The organism is Comamonas sp. FG99, from assembly GCF_057808605.1.
Genome location: NZ_JBMDII010000037.1, coordinates 15,134 through 40,899, shown reverse-complemented (window position 1 = coordinate 40,899; position 25,766 = coordinate 15,134). Strand labels below are relative to the sequence as shown.

Below are 25,766 nucleotides of genomic sequence, written 5' to 3'. Positions count from 1 at the left end.
CCCTAGATTTAATATAACTATATGTTTTTATTTGATTAATATTGGTTTTTTTCGTTGAATTTTTGGGTTTGGCTGGATTTTTGGTTTTTATGTCGGTAATTTTCGACATAAAAAAGCGTAGACACCAACGGTGTTGTTTGATACCGTCTGGCCGCTTCAGACATACCGCCAACGGGCCGCGCACCCGTCGGCCCACCAAAGGGAGATGCGTCAAGGATGGATTTGGAAGAGAAGCTCGGCCGGCTGGGTATCAGCGGCAATCTCTACCGGGTGTACAGGGCCGCCATTGAGTTGGGTGAGGTACCGGTATCCGAATTGGCAGCAAGCGCCGGCCTGGCGCGCACCACGACCTACGACGCGGTGCTGAGGCTGGAAGAGGAGGGGCTGCTGAGGATCGAAGGCGCCGACCGTAAGCGCCACGTCGTGGCGCATGACCCCTCCGTGCTGCTCGAATACGTGGCAGCCAGGCGCGTCATGGTCACGGAAATGATGCCGGAACTCAGGTCCATGTATAACCAGGCCAAGGGCAAGCCCAAGACGCGCTTCTATGAAGGCGCCGAAGGTATCCGCACGGCATTGTGGGACAGCTTGAACGCATCTCTTTCCCTGCGGGCGACTTTCTCGATGTCCGAACTGCGTGAAGTTCCGGGCCTGGCAGAGATCAATCGCTACCGCGATGCACGCATCGCCAAGGGCATCAGCATGCGCGTGATCCGTTCGCGCAGCCGTGACACCGATGACATCTGGCCTGCGAGTGAAGCCGAACTACGCGAGCTGCGATGGGCGCCGGCTGAGACCAGCGTGGCGATGACCACCCTGATCTACGGCAATTGCGTCGCAATGATTTCATCCAAGCGTGAAAACTATGGCCTTATCATCGAAAGCGCGGAATACGCCCAGCACCAGAGCATGCTGTTCGATGCCTTCTGGGCGTCATGCCTGCCGGCGGCCTGACCTGGATCGCACGGCCTGCCAGCGCTAGGGCATCACTGGCGTGCGTTGGGCCCCGCTACGGGGGACAGCAACCTATGTCAGCAACTCCAACACCTGTGCCGCGGGCTCGCTCCCTGCGGGCCCTCACGCTGATGGGGACCGGCGCCATGAGATCGATGCGTTTCCTTCGGGCGGCAGCTTTGCGGCCATCAATCTTCTATGTCTGGGCTTTGCCATAGGCGCTTCGAACGCTGGCACGGCCGACACCTGCCTTGCCAGCGGCGCGGCCACTGCGCCTGCCGCCGTGCTCAGCCTCTGCAAATGGATGCTCGGCCCTGGCCTGCGCGGTGCTGGGCGTGCGGCGATTGCGCGCGTAGGCACTTCATTTGCGCCTCATTGGCGATAGGATGACATGTGCTTCAGGTCTGACGCAATGGCCTGGCGCACCTGATCTGCAAACGTGCTCACGAGCCGTGATTGCGGCGCGCCGGGCGGCAGCAGGATGGCCAAGCGAACGGCGATGGCGGGCTTGAACGGGCGCACCTCTATCGCCTGGTGGCGCTGCTCCTCCAGCGCTGCGAGCGGGTTGATCACGCTGACGCCCAATTCGGCAGCGACCAAGGAGCACACCGATGCTCCGAGGTCGGATTCCAGCACCGTGTGCGGCCTGACTGCTTCTGCGATCAGCACGCGATCAATGCGCTCGCGTGGGCCGCTGCCCAGCGGAAAGGACACAAATGCCTCGCCTTCCAGATCCGTGGCGTGGATTTGCTTTCGCCGAGCCAGGCGGTGGGCTTTCGGCAGCACGCAGACGCAGTCCATGCTCGCCAGCGTGACAACCTGCATGCCAGCAGGATCGCCCCCATAGAGTATGGCAAGGCCCAGTTCGCACAGTCCAGAGCTGACCCAGGAGTCCACCGTGGCGGCGGCACCCGAATGGATGGTGACCAGCGTGCCTGGAAAGCTGCGCTTGAACTGCGCGACTGCCTTGCTCAGGATTCCGCCCGCAATGCGCGGCATGGCGGCCACGGTCAGGCGGTCACCACCGAAGCTGCGAATGTTCAGGGCCGCGGCCTCCAGCCCCTGCAGCCCTGCAAATGCCTTCTCGACATCCTGAAAGAAGCGCTTGCCGTCGATGGATGGCGCCAGCCGCGTGCCTATGCGCTCAAACAGCGCAAAGCCGACGATGCCCTCCAGCTGCGAGACAAGCCGGCTGACCTGGGGTTGGGAGGTGTGCAGCCGCCGCGCAGCCTCGGTCATGGAGCCGGTCTGCATGACGACGCGAAAGGCCTCGATGTGCTTGAGTGACATGCGGCGTTGTGTCATACCGAAAGTGTATGACAAGCATCAAGAGACGCATTTTGCGTATGAGCGGAAAGGGGCAATACTTTCGCCATGATTGCCATGTCCCCCAGCGAGAAGTCGCGGCCTTTCATCGATCTGCGCAGCGATACGGTTACCTTGCCCACGCCTGCCATGTACGAGCGCATGCGTGCCGCAGAGCTTGGCGACGACGGGCTCGATGGCGACCCGACTGCACGCAAGCTCGAGGCGCTCGCAGCCACCATGCTGGGCAAGGAGGCGGGCCTGTATGTGCCGACCGCAACCATGGGGAACTTGCTGGCCGTGCTGGCCCAGGTGGGGCGGCAGGGCCAAGTGGCAATGGAGGCCACGGCCCACATGTTCCTGACCGAGCGTGGCGGGGCGACGCTGAGTGCTGCGAGCTACCAGGGAATTGCCGGCACGGCGGGCGAAATGGATCTGGCGGCCTTGGCGCAGGCCTTGCAGCGCTCCCACGGTTTGCCCACGGAACTGGTGTGCATGGAGACCACGCATGTCAATGCCGGCGGCGCGGTGCCCTCGCTGGCGCACATGCGTGCAGTCTCGGAAATGGCCCATGGCGCCGGAGCGCGGGTGCACGTGGATGGTGCGCGCCTTTTCAATGCGGCGGTGGCTTTGCAAGTGGCGCCGAATGCGGTGGCAGGCTTTGCCGACACGGTGTCTGTATGCCTCTCCAAGGGGCTCAGCGCACCGGCTGGCGCAGTCCTGGCCGGGCCCGCCGAGACAATGGCGCGCGCGCGGCAGTTGCGCAAGATGCTGGGGGGCACGCAGCGCCAGATCGGCGTCCTGGCCGCCGCCGGCCTGGAGGCCCTGGAAACCATGCCCGCGCGGCTGGCGCAGGATCACGCCATGGCCCGGCGCTTGGGTGCCGCGCTGCGCGCCCTGCTGCCAGGCGCCATGGGCATCACAAGCCCGGCGACGAATATCGTCTTTGTGGAGTTGCCCGAGCGCATTCCAGATAGCGGCACATGGGCGCGCGAGCTTGAAAAGCATGGCGTACGGGTGCGCCCCTGGGGGGCGCGCCGGATTCGCCTGGTGACCCATAGGCATATCGACGCGGCCTGCATAGACGCAGCAGCAGCCGGATTCCTGCAGGCTGCGAACACGCTGCTTGGCACATAGCTGGCAGGCGTGAATCGGATAGGCCACTTCTGACTGTGATATCACCCCTGGAGCTTTGAGCATGCATTTCCTCTCGCGACGCGACTTGGTTTCCTCCGCCCTGGCACTGGCCGCCGGTTCAATGGCCGGCCCTGCGTTTTCCGGCAGCTATCCGAATCGCCCCATCCGCCTGGTCGTTCCTTATGCGGCGGGCGGTGGCTCCGATTTCGTGGGGCGGTTGATCGCGCAAAAGCTGACCGAGAAAGCGGGCTGGAGCGTGGTGGTGGACAACAAGGCGGGCGCGTCGAGCATGATCGGCACCGATGCGGTGGCCAAGAGCGCAGCGGACGGCTACACGCTGCTGCTGGCCGACACGGCGCATGCCACCAATGCCGCGGTGGTGGCCAAGTTGCCATTTGATCCCATCAAGGATTTCGCGCCGATAACGCTGGCGGGCTCGTCGCCCCAGTTGCTGGTGGCGCATCCATCGTTCCCGGCCAATAGCCTCAAGGAGCTGCTTGCCTTGCCACGCAATCAGGTGCGCCAATATGCGGTCGGGTCGCCGGGCCAGGGTTCGGCGCCGCATCTGCTCTACGAGATGCTCAAGCTCAAGACGGGGCTGGAGATGGTGCATGTGCCCTACAAAGGCGGCGCCATGGCATTGAACGATGCCGTCGGCGGGCAGTTGCCGATGGTCATCAACTCCATGCCGGCCTGCATGCCGCATATCGAGGCCCGGCGCCTCAAGGTGCTGGCCATCGCCAGCCCGGCGCGCCACCCCAAGTTGCCGGATGTGCAGACCTTCTCCGAAAGCGCGCCGGGCGTTGTGGGCAGTGCCTGGTATGGCTTCCTGGTCCCGGCGAACACGCCTGCCGCGATTGTGCGCGAGCTCGATTCAGGCCTTCGGGGCGTGCTGAAGCTGCCAGACGTGGAGGCCAGGTTTGCTGGCGCCTTCGTTGATCCCATGCCGGCAGGCCCGCAAGCGTTTTCGAAGTTCCTGGCGGAGGAGATCGCGCGCTTCAAGGACGTGGTCAGGCAAACGGGTGTGACGCAGAACAGCTAGGGCCTGCACCTGAGCCGCAGCCCACCATCGCCCAGATGGTGGTATTCATCAGCTGCCTCCATGACCTGCTCTGAGCTCTGGCGTGCGTCTCACACCAGTGCCGGTCCAGCCCATCTGCCGCTGCGCAGGCCTGCCGGCATTTGGCGGGCCCAGACCTGGCCGCTGACGTCCCAGGTCTGCTCCTGCACGTTCAGGCCCGCAAAGACGCCGTAGCCGTCGCCGGCGCAAATGTCCTCTCCCGCGGCCAGGCTTTCGCCGGCCTTGATGGTGCCGCGGGCGTGGATGTGCAGGCCCGCGCGTATGCCCCAGCCTGCTTCGAGGTGCGTCACGCCCTCGATGGCGCCACCAACGGCTATGCCGTGCCCGGTTCGCACGAAGTCCGTGCCCAGCAGATGGCCGCCGATGCGCAGGTTCTTGTCGCATTCCACGCTGGAGCCGGCGATCAGGTCCTGGCCGATCATTGCGCTGCCGCGGATGGTGATGCGGCCTTTGGCCACCAGATCCCAGCTCGCGCGCAGATCGCCGCCGCAGGCCAGCGATTTTTCTGTCTCGATGCCCCAGTCGCAGCGCAGATGGCCGCCGACGTTCAGCTGGTCGCCGCTGTGGATGCTGGCCCCTGCGCGCATGTCCTCGCCCACGGTGATGGAGCCGCCCGCGCGGATGCCGCCGCCCGCGCGGATCGAGCGCCCTACATGGAGGATGCCGTCCACCTCCAGACCCGCCCGCAGCTCGATGCTGCCTGCAAAGACGAAGGCGTCGGCTTCGAGCCGCTCCAGCTGCAGCACCGCATTGGTCGGCCCGAACTGCTTGAGCAGCCAGACCGCATCGTCCACGCGGCCGGCATGCACCAGCGCATCCAGCGCCTGCTGGTAGCCGACGCCGTCTTCCACATTGCGTACGAACCAGCGCCAGCCCATCGCGCATGGGCTTTTGGCGCGAAGAAACTGCTTGGTGAACTCCATTGAATTCTCCATGTCATTCCCCTTTGTGGTGCAGGGCACCGATGGCAGCGCAGAGCGTGGGGCCCGGCGATGGAGGTGTTCTGCGCTGATCGAGAGAAGCAGGAGAGAGGGAGAACGTTTATCGCCGGGCTGGGGAATGTGCGACCGGCTTGTAGGGCCAGATTTCGCGCACCGCGGCGCCTGCGCACAAGCTGTTCGGCAGCAGGGGCTGACAGGTAGGGAGGAGGGAAAAACGCAGCATGGGCGGCGATGGTAACAGTGCCCCATGGCCGCCACAAGCTTGTCGCACGAAAGCGAATGGGCTTTGTGCCTGGCTGTTGCGCTAGCCTTGGCCGCTGCGCGCGGCCTCGATGGCCGCGATATCGATCTTCGTCATCTGCATCATGGCCTCGAACGCGCGTTTGGCCGCCTGGGGATCGGGGTCGGCGATGGCCTGCATGAGCACCCGGGGCGTGATCTGCCATGAGAGGCCCCATTGGTCCTTGCACCAGCCGCAGGCGCTGGCCTGGCCGCCATGGCCGATGATGGCATTCCACAGGCGGTCGGTCTCCGCCTGGTCGTCCGTTGCCACCTGGAACGAAAAGGCCTCGCTGTGCTTGAAGGCCGGGCCGCCATTGAGGCCCAGGCACGGAATGCCGATGACGGTGAATTCGACCGTCAGCACATCTCCCTGCTTGCCTGAGGGGTAGTCGCCGGGGGCGTGGTGGACGGCCCGTACCGCGCTGTCTGGAAACGTCTGCGCATAGAACTGCGCGGCTTCCAGGGCAGTGCCGTCATACCAGAGGCAGATCGTGTTTTTGCTGACCATGGGGATTCTCCAACGGGGTTGCGGGCGGGAAGGGCGACGCCCCATTGTCGCGTTTATCCCGGCACAGTTGAAGCGGCCGCGCTGGCATCCCTTCTGGCGCGCCATCACAGGGCTGCGAGATTCCTCAGTCTGCCTTGGCGCCCGACTGGCGAACGATGTCCGCCCATTTCTTTTCCTCGGACTTCATGTATTGGAGGAATTCCTGCGGCGAAGAGCCCACGGGTTCGGCGCCCATGCGGTGGTATTGGGCCACGACTTGCGGCATCCGCAGCGCCGCCTGGGCGGTCTGGGCCAGCTTGTCGATGATGTCCGGCGGCGTGCCCCTGGGCGCCCACAGTCCATACCAGGTGCTGGTTTCATAGCCCGGCATGCCGGACTCTTCCATGGTTGGAATCTGCGGCAGCGTGCTGGAGCGCTTGCGGGTGGTGACCGCCAGGGCCTTGAGCTTGCCCGAGGTGATGAAGGGCATGGCGGAAGGCATGGAATCGAACATCAGCTGGATCTGGCCGCCCATCAGATCGGTGAGCGCCGGCGAGCTGCCCTTGTAGGGCACATGCTGCATGGCAATGCCGGTCTTGAGCTTGAAGAGTTCGCCCGACAGATGCTGCGAAGAAGCGTTGCCCGCCGAGCCGAAGTTCACCGTGCCATTGCTGCGCTTGAGGTAGGCGATCAGCTCCTGCACGGTCGACACCGGCATCTGGCTGTTCACCACCAGCACCAGGGGCACGTCGACGATCTGGGTGATCGGCGCGAAATCGTTGAACGAGTCGTACGGCACCTTGGCGTAGACCGTGGGGTTGATGACCTGCAGCGATGCATTGGCCAGCAGGGTGTAGCCGTCGGCCGGCGCCTTGGCAACCATGGCGGCGCCCACCATGCCGCTGGCGCCCGGCTTGTTGTCGATGAAGATGGTCTGCTGCAGGCTCTCGCCCATGGCCACGGCCACCAACCGCCCCACCAGGTCGGTGGGGCCGCCGGGCGGGTAGGGCACGACGAGTTTGATCGGCGCCTTGGGGTAGCCGGTTGCCGCCATGGCGGTGTTGCCCAATGGGGGCAGTGCCGAGCTCCAGGCGGCAGCCGAATACAGCGCGGCCTGGATGGCCCGGCGCCTGGATGGGTTGGACGGGTTGCTGGGTTTCATGCTGGGTCTCCTTCAATGCGGATCGCGATCTTTCCCAGGACTTCGCGGCCATGGAGCGCCTGCAGCGCCTCGCACAGCTGCGCCATCGGAAAGACCTGGCTGATATGCGGCTGGATGGCCTTGCGGGCCGCCAGCGCGAAGAGTTCGGCCATCATGGCCTGCATGGGTTGCTGGTAGCGCACGCGCTCGTTGGCGGGTGTCCAGCCGATGTACTGGCCATAGAAATAGCCGTAGACGGTCAGGTTCTTCACCAGCACGATGTTCATCGGCAGTTGCGGGATCGATCCGCTGGCAAAGCCGATGCTGACGATCTTGCCGTACTGCGCGGTGGCTCTCAGCGCCGTGAGCAGCAGCTCGCCGCCCACCGGATCGAACACCAGGTTTGCCCCCTTGCCGCCGGTGATCTGCTTGACCTGCTCGACCAGCTGCGCAGGCTCGACCGCATGGTGGGCTCCGCGCCGCAGCGCATCGCTGCGCTTGGCGGCCGTGCTGGCACAGGCGATCACCTGCACGCCCGGAATCTGCCGCGCCAGCTCCACGGCCGCCGCGCCCACGCCAGACCCTGCGCCCAGTACCAGGATGGCATCGCCTTGCTGTATCTGCGCCCGCCAATGCATGGCCGTGTATGCGGTGCCGTACGAGATGGGTATGGCCAGGGCATGCAGGGGATCAAGGCCTTCGGGTACCGGATATACCGTGGCGCCGTGTACCGCCACGCGCTCGCCGTAGGCGCCCCAGTCGCAGATGAAGGCCACCAGTTCGCCCGGCTTGACGTGCGACACGCCGGCGCCGCATCGCAGCACGGTGCCTACGCCTTCCGTGCCGGGCACGAAAGGCAGCGGCGGATGCTTCTGGTAGCGGCCTTCGATCAGCAGCCCGGTGGCATGGCTCACGCTGGCGTAGCGCACCTGGATCAGCACTTCGCCTGGGGCGGGCGGCGGCGGCTCGGATAGGCTTTGCACCGCAGTCACGGCGCCGGGGTTGCCGAATTCGCGGCAAACGATGGCTTGCATGGCGTGGATCCTTTCTGCTTTTCCGGTGTCAGCCGGCCACGATGCGTTGGGCGAACAAGGCGTCGATCGCGGCCGGGGCCAGCCCCAGCCCGCTCAGGATTTCGCGGCTGTGCGCGCCGATGGCGGGGGCTGGTGGCGTGGGGCCGCCATGGCATTGCCAGGGGTGGGTGGCCATGTACACCGGCCCGAGCCGGGGCTGCTCCAGCCGCTGGAAAGTGCCCAGGTGCAGTGCCTGGGGGTGGGCCACGACGTCTTGCGCGCTGCGGATGCGGGCATGGAGCACGTTGTACTGCTGGAAGACAGCCTCGAGCTTGGCCATGGGCTGCAGCCGCACCCGGGCGGCCAGTTCCGCATGCAGGGTTTCCTTGTGCTGCAGCCGCAGCCCATTGTTGGCAAAGCGCGGGTCAGACTCCCACTGCGGAGCAGCCAGCGCCTTGCAGATGCGCGAGAACTGGTCGTTGTTCAGCGCCAGGATCATCAGAAAACCGTCTGCCGCCTGAAACACGCCATTGGGCGCGCTGACGGTTTGCCGGGGCGTCTGGCTGGACAGCAGCTGTTCGGAAAATGTGGTGGACTGCAGCGCGCAGCACACGTTGAACAGATTGATTTCAACGTGTGCGCCCCGGCCGGTGCGGGCTTTTTGCAGCAGGGCGGCGGTGCAGGCCTGGGCCGCGTAGATGCCGGTGGCGATATCCGCCAGCAGGAAGCCGACCCGCTGCGGCGTATGGCCGGCATCGCGGTTGGTGGCCATCAGGCCCGAGTCGGCCTGCATCACCGAATCGGTGGCCGGATGCTCCGAGAACGGGCCGGTGGGCCCATAGCCGCTGATCGAGACGTATACCGGTTGCAGGCCCATGGCGCTCAGGCTGCCGAAGTCGAGCCCCAGGCGCTCGACAACCTGGGGCCGGAAGTTCTGCACCACGATATCCGCCTGCCGTGCCAGCTCCAGGATCACGGCCTTGCCCTGCGGATGCTTGGCATCGACGGCCAGGCTTTGCTTGCCGGCGTTGTAGGTGGTGGACAAGGTGCTTTGCCCGTCCTGGCTCACGCCGACATGGCGGGCCCAGTCGCCCTCGGGCGGCTCGACCTTGACGACTTTCGCGCCCTGGTGGCCCAACAGCTCGGCGCAGTAGGGGCCGGCAACGCCCTGGCTGAGATCCAGCACCGTATAGCCTTGCAGGGGCGCAAAGCCCAATGTTGATCGATCGGTCACGAATCAGTCTCCTGGCACCGGGGCACTTGCCCCCGATTTCTGTATTGGCTGCATGGTACGGCGCGCCGCAGCCACGCGGAACCACCAGAAAATAGCCATCGGTGGTGATTGCCAGTCAACAATCAAGACCGCTGCCAGGGATAAGATGCCCGCTTGTTTCCAGGAGGCTGGCCATGGACCTGAATCTGGTGCGTCTGTTCATCGCGATTTCCGAAGCCCGCAACCTGACCGATGCCGCCGCGCGCTCGGGCATGACGCGCTCGAACGTCTCGCGCCGCCTCGGCCTGCTGGAGAAGGAGTTCGGCGCGCAGCTGCTGCGGCGTACCACCCGCCATGTGGAGCTGACCGAGGCGGGCCGCATCCTGTATGCGCACTGCCTGCAGGCCGTCAACGAGCTGCAATCCGCGCGCAGCAGGATCGACGAAATCCACCGCACGGTGAGTGGCGACATCCGCGTGCGCATCCCCACCGGCCTGGGCCATTTCTATCTGAAGCCGCTGATCCTGGGGTTCTGCCGCGACTACCCGGAGCTGCGGCTCAAGCTGGTCATCAACGACCAGATCCACGATCTGGTGGCTTCCAAGGTTGACCTGGCGATCCACATCACCTCGGCGCCTTTCGAGGACCATGTGGCCACGCGGGTGTGCGATATCAAATGGGGGCTGTTTTGCACGCCGGGCTACCTGCAGCGGGCCGGTGCAGCGATCCGCTCGCCGGCCGAGCTGAAGCGGGCGAGCCTCATCACGCCGCTGGCCATAGGCCCGAGGATCGAGCTGGTGCAGCCTGGCACGGGCGAGTCCATCTGGGTGCAGCACACGGCGGCGATCCAGTCCGGTGACTACCAGTTCCTCTTCAACGCCGCCTGCGCCGATCTGGGCGTGGTGCTGCTGCCCCACTACGCGGTGGCCGAGGCGGTGGCGGCCGGCACCTTGGTGCGCGTGCTGCCGCGGCTGACCGTGAAGGGCGTGGGCGATGCGCTCTATATCGTGCGGGCACCCAACCGCCAGCCCTCATCGGCCACCGTGGCCTTCATCGACTTCCTGAGGCAGGCCATCGTGGAATACGCCCGCCACTGGGATTTCAAATAGCCGGCTTCAAAGCGCCATCGAGGCCCGCTGGCCCATCGCCGCGCGCCAGCGCACCAGGTGCGGGTGCTGCTCGCCGGGCTTGATGCGCACCACGCGCGAAAAGTCCACCACTACCGCGGCGGTGATGTCGGCGATGCTGAAGCGGTCGGTGGCGATGTAGTCACGGCCTGCCAGGCGCTCGTCGAGCATGGTGAAGAACTGCTGCAGCCGCGCCAGGCCGCGCTGCGCCAGTTCGGGGATCTGGGCATAGTTCACCGGGCCGGGCAGGGCCCGGTTGGCCAGCGCCGGCGTGCTGTTGCGCAGCGCCTCGGCCGCGGCGGTCATGCCTTCGAATTCGATGCGCCAGTTCCAGCTGGCGATCTCAGCCTTCTCCAGCGGCGTGGCGCCCAGCAGCGGCGGCTCGGGGTAGCGGGCCTCCAGGTAGGCGGCGATGGCGGCATTGTTGGTCAGCACGGCACCTTCCTCGGTGCGCAGCGCAGGCACGGTGCACAGCGGGTTGACCTGGCGGTAGCTGTCGCTCAGCTGCTCGCCGCGCGCCAGATCGATGTTCACCGTTTCGTGCGCAATACCCTTTTCGGCAAGCAGGATGCGTGCGCGGCGGGGACTCGGTGCAGTGGCGCAGTCGTAGAGAATCATCATCGTCTTTGAACTCCTGAAGGTTTCGCATGTCGAATTCGCCTGCCTACACGCCGCCCGCCGTCTGGACCTGGAACAAGGAAAACGGCGGCCGCTTTGCCAGCATCAACCGGCCGATCGCCGGGCCCACGCACGACAAGGAGCTGCCGGTGGGGCGGCATCCCATGCAACTGTACTCGCTGGCCACGCCCAACGGTGTCAAGGTGGCGATCATGCTCGAAGAGCTGTTGGCACTGGGGCACAGTGGCGCGGAGTACGACGCCTGGCTGATCCGCATCGGCGACGGCGACCAGTTCGGCAGCGGCTTCGTGCAGGTGAACCCCAACTCCAAGATCCCGGCGCTGATGGACCGCAGCGGCCCCGAGCCGGTGCGGGTATTCGAGTCCGGCGCCATCCTGCTGTACCTGGCGGAGAAGTTCGGCGCCTTCGTGCCGGCCGAGCAGCCGGCGCGCGCCGAATGCCTGTCATGGCTGTTCTGGCAGATGGGCAGCGCGCCCTACCTGGGCGGCGGCTTCGGCCATTTCTATGCCTATGCGCCCACCAAGATCGAGTATGCGATCGACCGCTTCGCAATGGAGGCCAAGCGGCAGATGGATGTGCTGAACCGGCGCCTGGCCGAAAGCCGCTATCTCGGCGGCGACGACTACACCATCGCCGACATGGCCGTATGGCCCTGGTACGGAGCATTGGCCAAGGGCCAGCTCTACGAGGCCGGCGAGTTCCTGCAGGTGCAGGAGTACACCCATGTGCTGCGCTGGGCCGACGAGATCGCGCAGCGCCCGGCGGTGCGCCGCGGCCGCATGGTGAACCGCATCACGGGGCAGCCCGCCAGCCAGCTGCACGAGCGCCACGAGGCCAGCGATTTCGACACCAAGACCCAGGACAAGCTGGCGGCTTCGGCCCGCGGATGACCCGATCGGAGTCGACAGGATGAAGCACTTCCACGGCCGGAGGCCGCTCTGACGAACGCCAAGCCCCAGCTCAGCTTCAGGCATGTCGAATGCTTCAGGCATGTGATGCTGCTGCATTCCACCATTGCCGCAGCGCGTGCAATGGATGTGTCGCAGTCGTCGGTGAGCCGCTCCATCAGCGCCATGGAGCAGGAGATCGGCTTCGTGCTTTTCACCCGGGATGGGAACCGGATGAAGCCCACGGTCGATGCGCTGCGGCTGTTCGGGATCGTGGAAAAAATGTCCGACGGCCTGCATGAGGTGGGCCGTACCGCCATGGCGATCCGGAGCCAGCAGCTGGGGCGCATCCGCATCATCTGCCTGCCGGTCTTTCTGGACACGCTGGTGGCCAGGGCGGTAGGCCGCTTCTCCGTCCTCCATCCGCACCTGCGCTTCGAGGTGGAGGCGGGTGGCATGGCGCGGCTGATGGACGAGGTCGGCACGGGCCGGTTCGAGCTGGGGATCGGCGCCAGCGCGCAAGGGCGCACCGACGTTCGCAGCGCGCTGCTGGAGCGCAGATCGGTGGTCGCCGTGGTGCCGGCGGGCCTGCAGGCGGGCAAGGCCGCAACCATCACCTGGCGCGAGCTGGCCAGCCACCCCTTCATCGGTCTGCTGCCCGACAGCCCATTCAGGCAGCTGGTGGACCAGCAGTTTGCGCGGCTGGGCCTGAGCCCGGCAATGGTCATCGAGGCCTGCAACCAGCGCATCGCCTTTCAGATGGCCGAGTGCGGCGCCGGCATCACCCTGGTCGATGCCCGATACCTGCCGCAGGCGCCGGTGGCAGGCGTGCGGTTCCTGCAGCTCGATGAGCCTATGCACTGGGATTGCCATCTCATCTTTCCCCGCCACGAGATCGCGCACCACGCGCTGCGCGGCTTCGCCGGCTTTCTGCGCAAGCAGGCCCGCTGATCCGCGCCCGGCCCACGCTGGGCCGCTGCGCCAGCGGCCGGCTATGCATTGCTGCATATGTTCATGCAGCATTTGCGCCAGGTTCCGTGATGCAATGGGCCGCATCCCTTCATTCGGCTTCGAATACGCTATGCCAGGACGCATGCCCATCCCCTTGCCCAGGGTGGCGTTGGCGCTTACGCCAACCCCGCTGGAAGTACTGCCGAACCTGGGCAGGCAGCTGGACATCCAGTTGAGCGCCAAGCGGGACGACCTGACTGGCCTGGCCTTTGGCGGCAACAAGATCCGGCAGCTGGAGTATTACTTCGGCCAGGCCCGCGAGCAGGGCGCCACGGTGGTGCTGGTCACGGGGGCCATCCAGTCCAACTACACCAGGGCGGTCGCCGCCGTCGCGGCCAAGCTGGGCATGCGCTGCCATGTGCAGCTGGAAAACCGCGTGCCCGGCATGCAGACGGACTGCTACCGCCATTCGGGGAACGTGCTGCTCAGCGATATCTACGGCGCATCGGTGAGCCATTTCGCAAAGGCGGACGACGAAGAGGGCGCCCATGCGGCCATCAGCGCGGTGGCGCATGGGTTGCGCTCGAGCGGCGAGGTTCCCTACATCATCGCGCTGAAGCCTGACAGTGCTCCGCTGGGCAGCATTGGCTACCTGCATGCCGCCGAGGAGCTGCTGGCGCAGCAGCCCGGGATGACGCATGCGGTGCTGGCATCGGGCAGCGGGCAGACCCAGGCCGGCCTGCTGTTTGGCTTGCGGTGGCTGGGCTCCCAGGCCCGTGTGCTCGGGGTCAGCATACGCCGGGATGTGCAATCGCAGCGCCGAAGAGTCCTGGCCCATTGCAGCGCCCTGAGCCGCATGCTGGGCCTGGCGCAGATGGTGGCCGAGCGCGATGTCGAAGTGTTTGACGGCAATCTGGATACCAGCTATGGGCTGCCGGACCCGCGCCTGCTGGATTTCCTGCTGGACGTCGCCCGCCAGGATGGCCTCCTGCTCGATCCGGTATACACCGGCAAGGCGTTTGCCGCCCTGCCTCGCCTGAAGGACGCGGGCCATCTGCCCGCGCAGGCCCAGGTGGTCTTCGTCCACACCGGGGGCCTGCCGGCCCTGTTCGCCTACGGGCCCGAATTCCAGTCCCGCTGCCGCGAATCGAGGCGGCGGTGATGCGCTACGGCAATCTTCTCGATGCTCTTCAGGAGGTGGTATGAAACTCGTTTGGGCCGGCCTGGTGCTGGCAGGCATGGCGGCGAATGCCGCGTGGGCGCAGCCCGCGGGCGGCACGCTCGGCAAGATCCAGGCCGATGGCAAGGTCGTGATAGGCGTGCTGGAGAGCTCGCCACCCATGTCCTACGCCATCGGCGCGGACCGGCGCTATATCGGCTACCACGTCGAGCTGTGCGAGAAGGCGCTGGCCAGGATCGTGCCGCAGGCCAGGATGGAATACATGGCCATGACGCCGCAGAACACCTTGCCCCTGGTGGGCAACGGCGCGATCGACATCGCCTGCGGCCCCAAGACCAACAATCTGGCGCGCCAGAAGGAGGTCGCATTCGCCGTCACCACCTACGTCAGCCAGGTGCGCATGGCCGTGCGTGCGGACTCCGGCATCAACTCCTTCAAGCAGCTGGACGGCAGGCGCATCGTCGCATCCGCGGGTACCACCGCGGTTCAGCTGCTGCGCAAGTTCGGGCGTGACCATGGCGTCAATCTGGCCACGATGCTGGGCAAGGACCAGTACGAAAGCTTTTTGATGCTGGAGTCGGGCCGCGCCGATGCCTTCGTCATCGACGACAACCTGCTCGCAGGCCTGATCGCCGGCTCCAAGGCGCCCGAGCGCTACAGGATCGTGGGTGAGGTGCTGGGGTCGGAGCCCATTGCGGTGCTGTTTCGCCGCGATGACCCGGAGTTCAAGCGGGCAATCGACGGCGCACTGGTGGCGATGATGAAATCCGGCGAGGTCGCCAGGATCTACGACAAATGGTTCATGCAGCCCATACCGCCTGCCAACAAATCCCTGAACCTGCCAATGAGCGATGCGCTCAAGCAGCTGCTGCAGGAGCCGAACGACAAACCCGTGGAAGCCTATATGAACTGAGTGCCGGCCGAGAAGTGGGCGGAGGCGGGCATGCGCGCCGGGGGATGGCTGGTGCGCCTTGCCTGCAGTTCAACCAAGCGCCGTGTCCAGCACCATCATCAGCACGAATCCCACCATCAGGCCGGCCGTGGCGAACGCCTCATGGCCCTTGCGGTGCGATTCGGGGATGATCTCATGGCTGATCACGAACAGCATGGCGCCTGCGGCAAAGCCCAGCCCCCAGGGCAGCATCAGCGTCGATTGGCCGATGATGGCCGCTCCCAGCACCGCGCCCAGCGGCTCCACCAGGCCGGAGGCCATGCCAAGCACCACCGAGAAGCCGCGCGTATAGCCTGCTGCCAACAAGGCCGCGGCCACGACGAAGCCTTCGGGCACGTCCTGGATCGCTATGCCCAGCGCCAGCGCATTGGCGCGCAGGCCTTCGTTGCCGGCATATCCCACGCCTATGGCCAGGCCCTCCGGCAGGTTGTGCAGCACGATGGCGAAGACGAACAGCCAGGTGCGGCGCAGCTGCTGGGCCGTGGCGCCTTCGCGGCCCTTGATGAAATGCTCGTGCGGCAGCAGCCGGTCCATGGTCAGCAGCGCCATGCCGCCCAGCAGGATGGCCGAGCCGACGACGCCGCCGGCCGCCCAGGCGCTGCCGCCCAGCAAGTTGGCGGCGCGCGCGGCCTCCAGCCCTGGAATCACCAGCGAGAACGCGCAGGCGGCAAGCATCACGCCGGCGCCAAAGCCGAACAGCGTGTCCTGCACGCGCTCCGAGGGCCGCTGGGCCAGCAGCACCGGCAAGGTGCCCAGCGCGGTGGCCAGGGCCGCCATGCTGCCGCCAAGCAATGCGCTCCTGACGGAGGGCTGGTTCAGCAGTCCGTCGCAGAGCAAGGCGAAAAGCGCAGGCAGCCCCGCGGCGCAGATGGCCAGTCCTATCAGGGTCTGGACGCGAAGCGGCCGGGAGTGCCGCGTAGGGCTGGGCGGGGCGGGGGGCTGCGGGAATTGCATGCGCATTTGCCTATGGCTGGTCTGGGGGCTGAGGTGTTGCCGTGGTGGCGTCAGCGAGTGGCGCCGGCGTAGCGGCGGGCAACCTCCTGCCAGTCGATGACGTTGTAGAACGCGGCGATGTATTCGGGGCGCCGGTTCTGGTACTTCAGGTAGTAGGCATGCTCCCAGACGTCCAGGCCGAGGATGGCTGTGTTGCCGGAGCCGATGCCCTGCATCACCGGGTTGTCCTGGTTGGCGCTGCTCTCCACCGCCAGCTTGCCTTGCGGGGTCACGGTCAGCCAGGCCCAGCCGCTGCCGAAGCGGCTCAGCGCTGCCTTGGTGAACTCGGCCTTGAAGGCCTCGAAGCCACCCAGGTCGGCGTCGATCGCGCGGGCCAGCTCGCCGTCGGGCACGCCGCCGCCCTGGGGCGACATGACCTTCCAGAACAGGCTGTGGTTGGCATGCCCGCCGCCATGGTTGCGCACGGGCGTGCGCAGTGCCTCGGGCAGGGCGTCGATGCGGGCGATCAAGGTCTCGACCGGCAGCTCGGCATGCTCGGTGCCTTCCAGCGCGGCATTGAGGCCGTTCACATAGGTCTGGTGATGCCGGGTGTAATGGATTTCCATGGTCTGGGCATCGATGTGGGGTTCGAGCGCATCGTAGGCATAGCCAAGCGTGGGCAGGGTGTAGGGCATGTAGGCAGTTCCTGGGGGTGAAAAAACGGGTAGGGCGCGGATGGCGGTCAATGCAGCCGCGAGCCAGGTGGATGCAGGTGCGGCATGGGTGGCGCGGCATGCGCGCCGTCGTACTGGCTCTGGGCGGCAAAGGTCTGGTGCAGCTGCCGGTAGGCCGCCTGCCGCAAGGGCTCGGCGGTGGCCTCGTCCTGCAGCAGGGATACGAGCTTGCGGTGGGCGCAGTTCACGCATTCGGCGGCCGTGCCGGGCTGGTTCAGGCTGGCATAGCAGTCGGCGATATTCAGGTGGGCGACCACGAAGGCCGCCAGCCGGTCGTCGGCGGCGACATCCGCCTCGGCGCATTGCAACAGGCGATGGCCGATGCGCAAGGCCTGTACATGCCAGGCCAGCGCATGGGCCGCGCAGTGCGTGCGGCTGGCTTCGAGGCCGACGCTGGTGAGCCGCTTCCATTCGCCGAGCAAAAGCAGGGGCGAGGCATCGGCGAGGCTGTGGTCGGAGAAGTGGCAGGTCATGAGACATCCTTGGTGGCGAGTTGCGGCGGGGCCAGGTCGGCTGGATGGATGCGCACGATGCGCAGCGCATCCGGCTGCTCGATCAGCACGCAGGTCTTGCCGGTGCGCTTGCAGTGGTCTTGCACGCGCCAGAAGGAGCCGTGGCTGACGCAGCCCGTCTGGCAGATCACCAGGTCGGCGGCCCGCAGGCTGTATTCCAGCCATTCGAGATCGGCGCAGGAGGGCGGCTCCACGGACTGCTGCTGCATGCCGGCCGGCGGCTGGTATGCCGACGCAAGCCCGTCCTGCACGGCTGGTCCCGCCGCCTGGGTGCGCCCGGCGATGCTGGCCTGCAGGGCCTGGTGATCCTCGCGCTCCCAGCTCAGCGCGCTGAGCAGCATGATGATTTGCGCCCGCATGCGCATGATTTGGGACTGCAGCCAGGTGATCTCGCTGGCCTGGGTCTGGATCTGCGCCGTGCAGCGCTGCTGCACTTCCCCGCAATGGCGCAGGAGTACGCCATGCTCTTGGACCAGGTGGTCGATGTCATCCTCGGGGTAGGGCACGCTGTTTATCTCCATCGGTCTGGCGCACGCCATGCGTGCAGCCTGCAATACGCGGCAATCAGCTAGGTCTTCCGATTGGCCTGCTGAGAATATTGCAAATGATAATCATTAACAAGTGAGTGGTCATTGTGCGGCCATCGGCTTGCGCGAGCGCAGCCATGACGCGGCACGCCATCGGGGGCGGCAGCTGGGGTTTTCCCGACGCTGCCGTTGCCAAAGCCCTGTAACCATCATGGTATTAAATGAGATTGATTCTCATTTATTGTATGATGCGTCCCAGTGCACGGAAAGACCGCCGCGGTGGTTTTTCCGGCAGAAGTTTCATCGTGGGGCGACCAGGGGGTTCCAGTACCTCTACGTCGCATTTGCTAGCCATCGGCTTGCCGACTAGCCATGCTTTTTTTGCCCACCGACATGACAGACCCGCCAATCCGCCGAGGCGAAGGGGTAGAGAAAGATCGATAGAGAGGGGAGAGGGCGGGCGGAGCCTTCGCTCGTGAAGACCATGGTGCGTTCGTGCTATGGTTTTTGTTGTTTCCGGCCGTGCAGGCGGCGGTAGAGCGTGCGCTCGCTCATGCCCAGGCTGGCGGCAAGCTCCTTGCGGCTGACGCGGCGGTCCGCGGCCAGCTCGTGCAGCCGCGCATCCGATGGCGGCGTCGGCGCGGCTTGCTGCGGCTGCGGCTCGTGCGGCATGGCTGCCGTATTCAGCAGTTCCTCGGGCAGGTGCGCTTCGCGGATCGCGCCACCGTCGGCGAACAGCCGCGCGCGCTCGAGCACATTGCGCAGCTCGCGGATGTTGCCCGGCCAGTCGTAGGCCAGCATGCGCTGCATGGCGGCTTCGGCGATCGGGTGCGGGGCGGCTGCCGCGCCGCACTTGCGCAGGAAGGATTCCGCCAGCAAGGCGATGTCCTCGCGCCGCTCGCGCAGCGCGGGCAGGCGGATGGGCAAGGCATTGAGGCGGTAGTACAGGTCCTTGCGAAAGCGGCCATCGCGCGCCATGGCGTCCAGCGGCAGGTGGGTCGCGGCCACCAGGCGTATGTCGGCCTGCCGGGTTTCCACGCTGCCCACGCGGCGAAAGGTGCCACTCTCCAGCAGGCGCAGCAGCTTGACTTGCAGCGGCAGCGGCACATCGCCGATCTCGTCGAGGAACAGCGTGCCGCCGCGCGCGGTTTCGATCAAGCCCATCTTGCGGATGTGGGCGCCGGTGAAGGCGCCCTTTTCGTGGCCGAAAAGTTCGCTCTCGAACAGGTCGTAGGGCAGGCCGGAGCAGTCGACGATCACGAACGGGCCCTGGGCGCGCGGGCTGGCTTCGTGCACCGCATGCGCAAACAGCTCCTTGCCGGTGCCGGATTCGCCCAGCAGCAGCACCGGCAGCTGCGACGGCGCCATGCGCTGCACCGCCGCCAGCGCCTTGTTGAAGGCGGGGGCGCGCCCCACCAGCTGCGCCTGGCCGGCGCGCGGCGAGGCATGGTGCACGGTGCTCAGCCGCTCGACGAAGGCGACCACGGCGCCGGCCGCGTCCATGATGGGGCGGATTTCGACGTCCACATGCTCCGGGCCGCGCGGCGTGTGGTGCACATGCAGCACGCGGTCGGGCGTGCGCTGTGCGCGGGCCCGCGCCATGGGGCAGTGTTCGCCCGACTGGTCGCAGGGCGCCTCGTAGCCATGCGAGACACGGAAGCACTTCTGTCCCAGGAACGGACGCGAATCGGTGCCGAACTGCTGCCGGTAGGCTGCATTGCCCGCGAGGATGGTGTAGTTCGAGTCCAGCACGATGGCGGGCTGCGCGTCATTCTCCAGAAACGAGACCAGCGCCTGGACCTGGGGCGCGAACGGGGTGGGATCTGGCAAGGGCGGGCGCATGGCCGCCATTCTGCCAGATGGCGGTTGGGCTGCCATGTGTCAGAAGGTGGCAGTCCCGCCAGCTGCGCCGGCTGGCCTGGCCGCCGCTGCAAATTGGCGGAAGTTTGTTGCCAGGCAAGGACTTGGGCGGCATTTCGTGGCAGCAGGGCTTGCTGGCACGCTTATTGAATTGCTGTTGGCCATACCAGTGACAGAGGAGACGGCGCGATGCCTGCCACCAGCACCCTGCAGATCGAACATTTCTTTGACGAGGACAGCAGCACCTTCAGTTACCTGGTGCTCGACCGCGAGACCCGGCAGTGCGCGCTCATAGACAGCGTGCTGGGCTACGACCCCAAGTCCGGCCGCACCTCGCGTGCCGGCGCCGAGCGCATCATCGAACGCGTGCGCGCGCTGGGCGCAAGCGTGCAATGGATACTGGAGACGCATGTGCATGCTGACCACCTGAGCGCCGCGCCCTACCTGAAGTCGCAGCTTGGTGGCCGCACTGCGATCGGCGCCCACATCCGCGCCGTGCAGAACGTGTTCGGCAAGCTCTTCAATGCGGAGGCGGGCTTTGCGCGCGACGGCCGCCAGTTCGACCAGCTGCTGCAAGACGGCGAGCGCTTCATGCTCGGCAGCCTGAGCTGCCGCGCGCTGCACACCCCCGGCCACACGCCGGCCTGCATGACCTATGTGGTCGAGGAGGCCGCGGCCTTCGTCGGCGACACGCTGTTCATGCCCGACTACGGCACCGCGCGCTGCGATTTCCCTGGGGGCGACGCGCGCACGCTGTTCCGCTCGATCGGCCGGGTGCTCTCGCTGCCGCCCGAGACGGTGCTGTACATGTGCCACGACTACCGCCCCGGCGGGCGCGATCTGCAGTGGCGCACCACGGTGGCCGAGCAGCGGCGGCACAACATCCATGTGCACGAGGGCATCAGCGAAGAAGAGTTCGTGGCCACGCGCGAGACGCGCGATGCCACGCTGGCCATGCCGGTGCTGCTGCTGCCGTCGGTGCAGGTGAACATGCGCGCGGGCGATCTGCCGCCGGCCGAGGCCAATGGCATCCACTACCTCAAGATCCCCATCGACGCGCTGTGAGCCGGCGCCAGCACACTACCAGGACAGGAGACTCGCCATGGATACCCAGAACCTGAACAAGCCAGCACTGCAAGTGGTCGAGGCCACCCACGAGATCGTGATCGTCGGTGCGGGCGCGGCGGGCATCGCCGCCGCGGCCAGCCTGCTCGCGCGCCAGCCGGGCCTGGACATCGCGATCATCGAGCCCGCCGATACGCACTACTACCAGCCCGGCTGGACCCTGGTTGGCGCGGGTGTGTTTGCGCCGGAGCAGACCGCGCGCGGCATGGCCGGCGTGCTGCCGCGCGGCGTGCACTGGCTGCGGGCGGCCGTGGCCGCGTTCGAGCCCGAGCGCCATGCGGTGGTGCTCGCGGGCGGCCGGCTCGTGAAATACCGCCAGCTCGTGGTCTGCGCCGGCCTGCAGCTCGACTGGAACGGGGTCGAAGGCCTGGCCGAAACCCTGGGCCGCCATGGCGTCACCTCCAACTACCGCTATGATCTGGCGCCCTATACCTGGGAGCTGGCGCAGCGGCTCAAGGGTGGCCGGGCGCTGTTCACGCAGCCGCCCATGCCCATCAAGTGCGCGGGCGCGCCGCAAAAGGCGATGTACCTCTGCGCCGACCACTGGAAGCGCCAGGGCGTGCTCGGCAATATCGCCATCGATTTCTGCAATGCCGGCGCGGTGCTGTTCGGCGTGGCGGACTATGTGCCCGCGCTCATGGAATATGTGCAGGCCTATGGCATACAGCTGCAGTTCAGCCACCAGCTCGTCGCGGTGAACGGGCCCGCGCGCGAGGCCAGCTTCATCCGCACGCAGGCGGATGGCAGCCAGGAGCGGATCACCAAGCCCTTCGACATGCTGCACGCCGTGCCGCCGCAGAAGGCGCCGGACTTCATCCGCGCCAGCCCGCTGGCCGATGCCGCCGGCTGGGTGGACGTGGACCCGGCCAGCCTGCGCCACCGCAGCCACCCCGACATCTTTGCGCTGGGCGACTGCACCAACACCGCCAATGCGAAGACCGCGGCCGCGGTGCGCAAGCAGGCGCCGGTGGTGGCGCACAACCTGCTGGCCGCCAGAAGCGGATCGGGCCGCATGGCCCGCTACGACGGCTATGGCGCCTGCCCGCTCACGGTGGCGCGCGGCAAGATCGTGCTGGCCGAGTTCGCCTACGGCGGCAAGCTGGCGCCTTCGCTGCCGACCTGGCTCATCGACGGCACCCGCCCGTCGGCGCTCGCCTGGCTGCTCAAGGAGCGCGTGCTGCCGCCGCTGTACTGGGGCGGCATGCTCAAGGGCCGCGAGTGGCTGGCCCAGCCCGCGCTGCCGGCAGGATCGCAGGCCGCATGAGCCCGCATCTGCTCAGCCTGCTCATGGGCTGCGGGGTCGGCCTGGTGCTGGCGCTCACCGGCGCGGGCGGCGGCATCCTGGCGGTGCCGCTGCTGGTGTTCGGCCTGCACATGAGCCTGGTGCAGGCGGCGCCCGTGGGGCTGCTGGCGGTGGGGCTGGCCGCGGCGGTGGGCGCGCTGCTCGGGCTGCGCGAAGGGCTGGTGCGCTACCGCGCCGCCGCCATCATCGGCCTGGCCGGCATGGCGGTCGCGCCGCTTGGCGTGCTGCTGGCGCATGCGCTGCCGAACGCGCCGCTGACGATCGCTTTTTCGCTGGTGCTGGCCTGGGTGGCGCTGCGCAGCTGGCGCCAGTCGCGCGTGCCCGCAGCGGCGGCCGCGCCGGGGCCCGCCGGCTGCCGCGTCTGCGAGCTCGATCCGGCCTGCGGCCGCCTCAGGCTGGTGGCGCCCTGCGTGCTGGCGCTCGCCGGCACGGGCGCGCTGTCGGGGCTGCTCAGCGGATTGCTGGGGGTGGGCGGCGGTTTCGTGATCGTGCCGATGATGGCCTGGCTCACCAATGTGCCGATGAAAGGCATCGTGGCCACCTCGCTGGCGGTGATCGCGCTGGTATCCGTGGGCGGCGTTGCCGGGGCGGTGTCGCGCGGCGCGGTGGACTGGGGCGTGGCGATTCCGTTCGCCACCGGTGCCATGGCGGCGCTGCTCGCCGGCCGCCAGCTGGGCAAGCGCCTGGCCGGGCCGCACCTGCAGCGGGCATTCGGGGCCACGGCCGGCGCGGTGGCGGTGTTGCTGCTGCTGCGTGGCGCGGGGCTGCTGGGGGTCTAGCGCCGGGCCGAGGGTGGGCGTGCGCCGCCCAGCGTGATCCAGGTCAGCGCCACGCCGCACAAGGCGCCGGCCGCCATGCCGACCACCATCGGCAGCGGCTTGCCCGTCGAGAAGATGCCCACCACCTGCATGGCCACCGCGCCGCTCAGCATCTGCAGCGTGCCCAGCAGGGCGGAGGCGGTGCCGGCGATCGCGCCATGCTCGTCCAGCGCGAGCACCGAGGTCGTCGGGATGACCAGCCCCATCAGCGCGCTGCTCAGAAAATACAGCGCCAGCAGCACCGCCAGCGCATCGCCGCCCAGCAGGTAGTAGGCCAGCAGCCCGGCCATGACGATGCCGCTGCCGCTGGCGGCGATCTTGACCACGGGCACCAGCCCGAAGCGCTTGCCCAGCGGGCCGGTGAACTGCGCCGAGCCGATGAAGGCCACCGCGTTCATCGCAAAGGCCAGGCTGTACTGCGTGGTGCTCAGGCCGTAGTGGTTGATCAGCACGAAGGGCGAGCCGGCAAGGTAGACGAAGAACCCAGCCAGCGCGGTGGCGCCGATGAATACCAGGCCCAGGTAGTGCCGGTCGCGCAGCAGCAGGGCATAGGCCTTGAGCGCATCGCCCAGGCTGCTTTGCAGCCGCGCGGCGGCATCTCGGGTCTCGGGCAGGCCGCGCGCCATGGCGGCCAGGCCCAGCAGCGCGGCCAGCGTGACCGCCCAGAACACGAAGCGCCAGCCGCCCAGCGCGATGACGCCGCTGCCAGCCAGCGGGGCGAGTATCGGCGATACGCTGAACACCAGCATCAGCAGCGACATCATGCGCGCGGCTTCGTGGCCGGTGTGCAGGTCGCGCACCACCGCGCGCGGAATCGCCATGCCCGCCGCCGCGCCCAGGCCCTGCACGAAGCGCAGGGCCACCAGGGTCTGGATATCCCGCGCCAGCGCGCAGCCGATGCTGGCGAGCACGAAGACCGCCAGGCCGAGGTACAGCGGCTTCTTGCGGCCCCACATGTCCGACAGCGAGCCGAACAGCGGCTGGCCCACGCCCAGCGCGAGAAAGAACGCGGTCAGGCTGGCCTGCACGGCACCCACCGGCGCATTCAGGCTGGCGCCGATCTGCGGCAGCGCCGGCAGGTACATGTCGATGGCAAACGGCCCAATGGCCGACAGCAGGCCCAGGATCAGCACTAGGCGCAGGGATATCGAAGGCGGCATACGAAAGGAGAAAAAAGGAACGCCGCATGCATGCGGCCGTGTGCCGTTGCGCTGCGGAAACCGGAAACAGAAGTCGAGAAGGGAAGCGGCGCGGCAAAACGCAATACGCAGTACGCAATAGCATGCCGCGGTGATGCCGCCGCAAGCACCCGGCAGGGGTGCTGCGCGGCGCCTTGTCGCGAGAGCCCGCCATTATGGCAGCGTGGCGGCTGATGGTGGCTTGCAGCGGTCTCGGGCACACTGCGGCCATGCAAGCCATCATTTCACGACTCGAAAGCCTGCTGGCCGGCGGCCGCGACTCGGCCCTGCTGCGCTATACGCTGGGCAAGGCCTATGTCGACGAAGGCATGGCGCAGCTCGGGCAGGAGCATTTGCGCCGGGCGCTCGACATGGACCCTCGCTATTCCGTGGCCTGGAAATACCTGGGCAAGGCCTGCCTGGCCCTGGGCGAGGCGCAGCAGGCGCGCGCGGCCTGGCTGCGGGGCCAGGCCTGCGCCGAAGAGCGCGGCGATGCCCAGGTGGTCAAGGAGCTGGCGGTGTTTCTCAGGCGGCTGGACAAGCAGGGGCTGTAGGCAACGGCGGTTTCATACACTCATTTCCACCCATTCGCTTCCTGCATGCGGCCGGCGGTATTACAGTAGTGCGCTTTTGAACCAGAGGAATTGGCGAACATGCTCAAGCGTTCGTTGTTGCAGTCGCTGCTGGCGGTGTCGCTGGCGGCGGGAGTGTCGGTGGGCTTGGCGGGCCATGCGCTGGCGCAGGACAAGGCCATCAAGGTGGGCGTGACGGCCGGGCCCCATGCGCAGATCATGGAGCAGGTCAGGCAGGTCGCCGAGAAGGACGGCCTGCATATCAAGATCGTCGAATTCAGCGACTATGTGCAGCCCAATGCCGCGCTGCAGTCCGGCGAGCTCGATGCCAACAGCTACCAGCACAAGCCCTATCTGGATGCGCAGATCAAGGACCGCGGCTACAAGTTCGCGGTGGCGGCCAATACGGTGAATTTCCCCATCGGCCTGTATTCGCGCAAGGTGAAAAGCCTGGATGCGCTGAAGGAGGGCGCGCGCTTCGGCATTCCCAACGACCCGACCAACGGCGGGCGGGTGCTGTTGCTGCTGCAGGCCAAGGGGTTGATCAAGCTCAAGGACCAGGCGGGGCTGAAGGCCACGCCGCTGGACGTGGTGGCGAATCCGAAGAAGCTGCGCTTCGTCGAACTCGATGCCGCCCAGCTGCCGCGTTCGCTGGACGATCTGGATGCCGCCGCGATCAACACCAACTTCGCCATCTCGGCCGGCCTCAACCCCAAGCGCGACTCCATCGCGATGGAAAGCGCCGACAACCCCTATGTGAACATCCTGGTGGTGCGCGAGGCCGACAAGGGCCAGCCTTGGGTGGCCAAGCTGGTGAAGGCCTACCGCAGCGACGCGGTGCGCCGCTTCATCGATACCCAGTTCCAGGGCTCGGTGATGCCCGGTTTCTGAGCCTCGACGGGCTTTGGCCCCTG

General features: G+C 66.8%; 26 protein-coding genes. 13 read left to right on the top strand and 13 right to left on the bottom strand.

Going from position 1 to position 25,766, the window contains the following annotated elements; translation table 11 throughout:
• Positions 1-216: 216 nt before the first annotated feature.
• A complete protein-coding gene (locus tag ACODRX_RS20745) occupies positions 217-954 on the top strand; it encodes a TrmB family transcriptional regulator (protein WP_488873432.1) in 738 nt (245 codons plus the stop codon).
• Positions 955-1,326: 372 nt separating this feature from the next.
• Here ACODRX_RS20745 and ACODRX_RS20740 read toward each other — a convergent pair whose 3' ends face one another.
• The gene (locus tag ACODRX_RS20740; protein WP_488873431.1) at positions 1,327-2,277 is read right to left on the bottom strand and encodes a LysR substrate-binding domain-containing protein; all 951 of its coding nucleotides are present in this window, start codon (positions 2,275-2,277) and stop codon (positions 1,327-1,329) included.
• Positions 2,278-2,328: 51 nt separating this feature from the next.
• Between ACODRX_RS20740 and ACODRX_RS20735 the strand changes: the two genes are divergently transcribed.
• Positions 2,329-3,396, top strand: a complete 1,068-nt coding sequence (locus tag ACODRX_RS20735; RefSeq protein ID WP_488873430.1) for a threonine aldolase family protein — start codon at positions 2,329-2,331, stop codon at positions 3,394-3,396.
• A 61-nt stretch (positions 3,397-3,457) separates the two neighbouring features.
• A complete protein-coding gene (locus ACODRX_RS20730; RefSeq protein ID WP_488873429.1) occupies positions 3,458-4,438 on the top strand; it encodes a tripartite tricarboxylate transporter substrate binding protein in 981 nt (326 codons plus the stop codon).
• Between the two features lie 89 nt (positions 4,439-4,527).
• On the opposite strand, the gene ACODRX_RS20725 is transcribed toward ACODRX_RS20730, so the two are convergent.
• From ACODRX_RS20725 to ACODRX_RS20705, 5 genes are all read right to left on the bottom strand, one after another.
• Positions 4,528-5,400, bottom strand: a complete 873-nt coding sequence (locus ACODRX_RS20725; RefSeq protein WP_488873453.1) for a hypothetical protein — start codon at positions 5,398-5,400, stop codon at positions 4,528-4,530.
• 322 nt (positions 5,401-5,722) lie between these two features.
• Positions 5,723-6,208, bottom strand: coding sequence for a VOC family protein (locus ACODRX_RS20720; protein ID WP_488873428.1), 486 nt, complete (start codon positions 6,206-6,208; stop codon positions 5,723-5,725).
• 124 nt (positions 6,209-6,332) lie between these two features.
• Positions 6,333-7,349 (bottom strand): Bug family tripartite tricarboxylate transporter substrate binding protein, encoded by a 1,017-nt coding sequence (locus ACODRX_RS20715; RefSeq protein WP_488873427.1) that lies wholly within the window; start codon positions 7,347-7,349, stop codon positions 6,333-6,335.
• Positions 7,346-8,362, bottom strand: a complete 1,017-nt coding sequence (locus tag ACODRX_RS20710) for an NADPH:quinone oxidoreductase family protein (RefSeq protein ID WP_488873426.1) — start codon at positions 8,360-8,362, stop codon at positions 7,346-7,348. The genes ACODRX_RS20715 and ACODRX_RS20710 overlap by 4 nt, the downstream gene beginning before the upstream one ends.
• Before the next feature lie 28 nt (positions 8,363-8,390).
• Entirely contained in the window at positions 8,391-9,575 is a 1,185-nt protein-coding gene (locus ACODRX_RS20705; RefSeq protein ID WP_488873425.1) for a CaiB/BaiF CoA transferase family protein, read from the bottom strand.
• A 173-nt stretch (positions 9,576-9,748) separates the two neighbouring features.
• Between ACODRX_RS20705 and ACODRX_RS20700 the strand changes: the two genes are divergently transcribed.
• Complete coding sequence (locus tag ACODRX_RS20700; protein WP_488873424.1) at positions 9,749-10,663, top strand: LysR family transcriptional regulator; 915 nt, start codon at positions 9,749-9,751, stop codon at positions 10,661-10,663.
• 6 nt (positions 10,664-10,669) lie between these two features.
• Here the strand turns inward: ACODRX_RS20700 and ACODRX_RS20695 are convergent, their stop codons facing one another.
• The gene (locus tag ACODRX_RS20695; protein WP_488873423.1) at positions 10,670-11,302 is read right to left on the bottom strand and encodes a glutathione S-transferase family protein; all 633 of its coding nucleotides are present in this window, start codon (positions 11,300-11,302) and stop codon (positions 10,670-10,672) included.
• Positions 11,303-11,328: 26 nt separating this feature from the next.
• Here ACODRX_RS20695 and yghU point away from each other — a divergent pair, with 26 nt between their 5' ends.
• The 4 genes from yghU (at position 11,329) to ACODRX_RS20675 (ending at position 15,251) form a co-directional block, all read left to right on the top strand.
• Positions 11,329-12,210, top strand: a complete 882-nt coding sequence (gene yghU / locus ACODRX_RS20690; RefSeq protein ID WP_488873422.1) for a glutathione-dependent disulfide-bond oxidoreductase — start codon at positions 11,329-11,331, stop codon at positions 12,208-12,210.
• Positions 12,211-12,258: 48 nt separating this feature from the next.
• On the top strand, positions 12,259-13,158 hold the full coding sequence (locus tag ACODRX_RS20685) for a LysR substrate-binding domain-containing protein (RefSeq protein WP_488873452.1): 900 nt from the start codon (positions 12,259-12,261) through the stop codon (positions 13,156-13,158).
• A 142-nt stretch (positions 13,159-13,300) separates the two neighbouring features.
• On the top strand, positions 13,301-14,320 hold the full coding sequence (locus ACODRX_RS20680) for a D-cysteine desulfhydrase family protein (RefSeq protein ID WP_488873421.1): 1,020 nt from the start codon (positions 13,301-13,303) through the stop codon (positions 14,318-14,320).
• Positions 14,321-14,360: 40 nt separating this feature from the next.
• Positions 14,361-15,251 carry a transporter substrate-binding domain-containing protein gene (locus tag ACODRX_RS20675; protein ID WP_488873420.1) on the top strand — a complete coding sequence of 297 codons (891 nt, stop codon included), beginning with the start codon at positions 14,361-14,363 and terminating at the stop codon, positions 15,249-15,251.
• A 69-nt stretch (positions 15,252-15,320) separates the two neighbouring features.
• Here ACODRX_RS20675 and ACODRX_RS20670 read toward each other — a convergent pair whose 3' ends face one another.
• From ACODRX_RS20670 to ACODRX_RS20650, 5 genes are all read right to left on the bottom strand, one after another.
• On the bottom strand, positions 15,321-16,244 hold the full coding sequence (locus ACODRX_RS20670) for a ZIP family metal transporter (RefSeq protein ID WP_488873419.1): 924 nt from the start codon (positions 16,242-16,244) through the stop codon (positions 15,321-15,323).
• A 50-nt stretch (positions 16,245-16,294) separates the two neighbouring features.
• Positions 16,295-16,918 (bottom strand): superoxide dismutase, encoded by a 624-nt coding sequence (locus ACODRX_RS20665; protein WP_488873418.1) that lies wholly within the window; start codon positions 16,916-16,918, stop codon positions 16,295-16,297.
• 47 nt (positions 16,919-16,965) lie between these two features.
• Positions 16,966-17,430, bottom strand: coding sequence for a DUF2753 family protein (locus tag ACODRX_RS20660; RefSeq protein WP_488873417.1), 465 nt, complete (start codon positions 17,428-17,430; stop codon positions 16,966-16,968).
• Positions 17,427-17,975 carry a DUF2325 domain-containing protein gene (locus ACODRX_RS20655; protein ID WP_488873416.1) on the bottom strand — a complete coding sequence of 183 codons (549 nt, stop codon included), beginning with the start codon at positions 17,973-17,975 and terminating at the stop codon, positions 17,427-17,429. Before ACODRX_RS20655 ends, ACODRX_RS20660 begins: the two co-directional genes overlap by 4 nt.
• 519 nt (positions 17,976-18,494) lie before the next feature.
• On the bottom strand, positions 18,495-19,847 hold the full coding sequence (locus ACODRX_RS20650; protein WP_488873415.1) for a sigma-54 interaction domain-containing protein: 1,353 nt from the start codon (positions 19,845-19,847) through the stop codon (positions 18,495-18,497).
• A gap of 198 nt (positions 19,848-20,045) precedes the next feature.
• On the opposite strand from ACODRX_RS20650, the gene ACODRX_RS20645 reads away from it, so the two are divergent.
• From ACODRX_RS20645 to ACODRX_RS20635, 3 genes are read left to right on the top strand one after another with little or no spacing between them, the layout of a single operon-like run.
• Positions 20,046-20,921, top strand: coding sequence for an MBL fold metallo-hydrolase (locus tag ACODRX_RS20645; RefSeq protein WP_488873414.1), 876 nt, complete (start codon positions 20,046-20,048; stop codon positions 20,919-20,921).
• Complete coding sequence (locus tag ACODRX_RS20640; RefSeq protein WP_488873451.1) at positions 20,860-22,245, top strand: NAD(P)/FAD-dependent oxidoreductase; 1,386 nt, start codon at positions 20,860-20,862, stop codon at positions 22,243-22,245. Before ACODRX_RS20645 ends, ACODRX_RS20640 begins: the two co-directional genes overlap by 62 nt.
• Positions 22,242-23,063 carry a sulfite exporter TauE/SafE family protein gene (locus tag ACODRX_RS20635; protein ID WP_488873413.1) on the top strand — a complete coding sequence of 274 codons (822 nt, stop codon included), beginning with the start codon at positions 22,242-22,244 and terminating at the stop codon, positions 23,061-23,063. Before ACODRX_RS20640 ends, ACODRX_RS20635 begins: the two co-directional genes overlap by 4 nt.
• Here the strand turns inward: ACODRX_RS20635 and ACODRX_RS20630 are convergent.
• Complete coding sequence (locus tag ACODRX_RS20630; protein ID WP_488873412.1) at positions 23,060-24,262, bottom strand: multidrug effflux MFS transporter; 1,203 nt, start codon at positions 24,260-24,262, stop codon at positions 23,060-23,062. The two genes, ACODRX_RS20635 and ACODRX_RS20630, sit on opposite strands and share 4 nt — an antisense overlap.
• 248 nt (positions 24,263-24,510) lie before the next feature.
• Here ACODRX_RS20630 and ACODRX_RS20625 point away from each other — a divergent pair, with 248 nt between their 5' ends.
• Together ACODRX_RS20625 and ACODRX_RS20620 are read left to right on the top strand one after the other, a co-directional pair.
• Entirely contained in the window at positions 24,511-24,834 is a 324-nt protein-coding gene (locus ACODRX_RS20625) for a tetratricopeptide repeat protein (RefSeq protein ID WP_488873411.1), read from the top strand.
• A 99-nt stretch (positions 24,835-24,933) separates the two neighbouring features.
• Positions 24,934-25,743, top strand: a complete 810-nt coding sequence (locus ACODRX_RS20620; RefSeq protein ID WP_488873410.1) for a MetQ/NlpA family ABC transporter substrate-binding protein — start codon at positions 24,934-24,936, stop codon at positions 25,741-25,743.
• The last annotated feature ends 23 nt before the right edge of the window (positions 25,744-25,766 follow it).

Bases quoted from the DNA above. Each gene is read 5' to 3' on its own strand.
- ACODRX_RS20745 (WP_488873432.1), top strand. From the start codon at position 217: ATGGATTTGGAAGAGAAGCTCGGCCGGCTGGGTATCAGCGGCAATCTC.
- ACODRX_RS20735 (WP_488873430.1), top strand. From the start codon at position 2,329: ATGATTGCCATGTCCCCCAGCGAGAAGTCGCGGCCTTTCATCGATCTG.
- ACODRX_RS20730 (WP_488873429.1), top strand. From the start codon at position 3,458: ATGCATTTCCTCTCGCGACGCGACTTGGTTTCCTCCGCCCTGGCACTG.
- ACODRX_RS20725 (WP_488873453.1), bottom strand. From the start codon at position 5,400: ATGGAGTTCACCAAGCAGTTTCTTCGCGCCAAAAGCCCATGCGCGATG.
- ACODRX_RS20720 (WP_488873428.1), bottom strand. From the start codon at position 6,208: ATGGTCAGCAAAAACACGATCTGCCTCTGGTATGACGGCACTGCCCTG.
- ACODRX_RS20715 (WP_488873427.1), bottom strand. From the start codon at position 7,349: ATGAAACCCAGCAACCCGTCCAACCCATCCAGGCGCCGGGCCATCCAG.
- ACODRX_RS20710 (WP_488873426.1), bottom strand. From the start codon at position 8,362: ATGCAAGCCATCGTTTGCCGCGAATTCGGCAACCCCGGCGCCGTGACT.
- ACODRX_RS20700 (WP_488873424.1), top strand. From the start codon at position 9,749: ATGGACCTGAATCTGGTGCGTCTGTTCATCGCGATTTCCGAAGCCCGC.
- ACODRX_RS20695 (WP_488873423.1), bottom strand. From the start codon at position 11,302: ATGATGATTCTCTACGACTGCGCCACTGCACCGAGTCCCCGCCGCGCA.
- yghU (WP_488873422.1), top strand. From the start codon at position 11,329: ATGTCGAATTCGCCTGCCTACACGCCGCCCGCCGTCTGGACCTGGAAC.
- ACODRX_RS20680 (WP_488873421.1), top strand. From the start codon at position 13,301: ATGCCCATCCCCTTGCCCAGGGTGGCGTTGGCGCTTACGCCAACCCCG.
- ACODRX_RS20675 (WP_488873420.1), top strand. From the start codon at position 14,361: ATGAAACTCGTTTGGGCCGGCCTGGTGCTGGCAGGCATGGCGGCGAAT.
- ACODRX_RS20670 (WP_488873419.1), bottom strand. From the start codon at position 16,244: ATGCAATTCCCGCAGCCCCCCGCCCCGCCCAGCCCTACGCGGCACTCC.
- ACODRX_RS20665 (WP_488873418.1), bottom strand. From the start codon at position 16,918: ATGCCCTACACCCTGCCCACGCTTGGCTATGCCTACGATGCGCTCGAA.
- ACODRX_RS20660 (WP_488873417.1), bottom strand. From the start codon at position 17,430: ATGACCTGCCACTTCTCCGACCACAGCCTCGCCGATGCCTCGCCCCTG.
- ACODRX_RS20650 (WP_488873415.1), bottom strand. From the start codon at position 19,847: ATGGCGGCCATGCGCCCGCCCTTGCCAGATCCCACCCCGTTCGCGCCC.
- ACODRX_RS20645 (WP_488873414.1), top strand. From the start codon at position 20,046: ATGCCTGCCACCAGCACCCTGCAGATCGAACATTTCTTTGACGAGGAC.
- ACODRX_RS20635 (WP_488873413.1), top strand. From the start codon at position 22,242: ATGAGCCCGCATCTGCTCAGCCTGCTCATGGGCTGCGGGGTCGGCCTG.
- ACODRX_RS20630 (WP_488873412.1), bottom strand. From the start codon at position 24,262: ATGCCGCCTTCGATATCCCTGCGCCTAGTGCTGATCCTGGGCCTGCTG.
- ACODRX_RS20625 (WP_488873411.1), top strand. From the start codon at position 24,511: ATGCAAGCCATCATTTCACGACTCGAAAGCCTGCTGGCCGGCGGCCGC.
- ACODRX_RS20620 (WP_488873410.1), top strand. From the start codon at position 24,934: ATGCTCAAGCGTTCGTTGTTGCAGTCGCTGCTGGCGGTGTCGCTGGCG.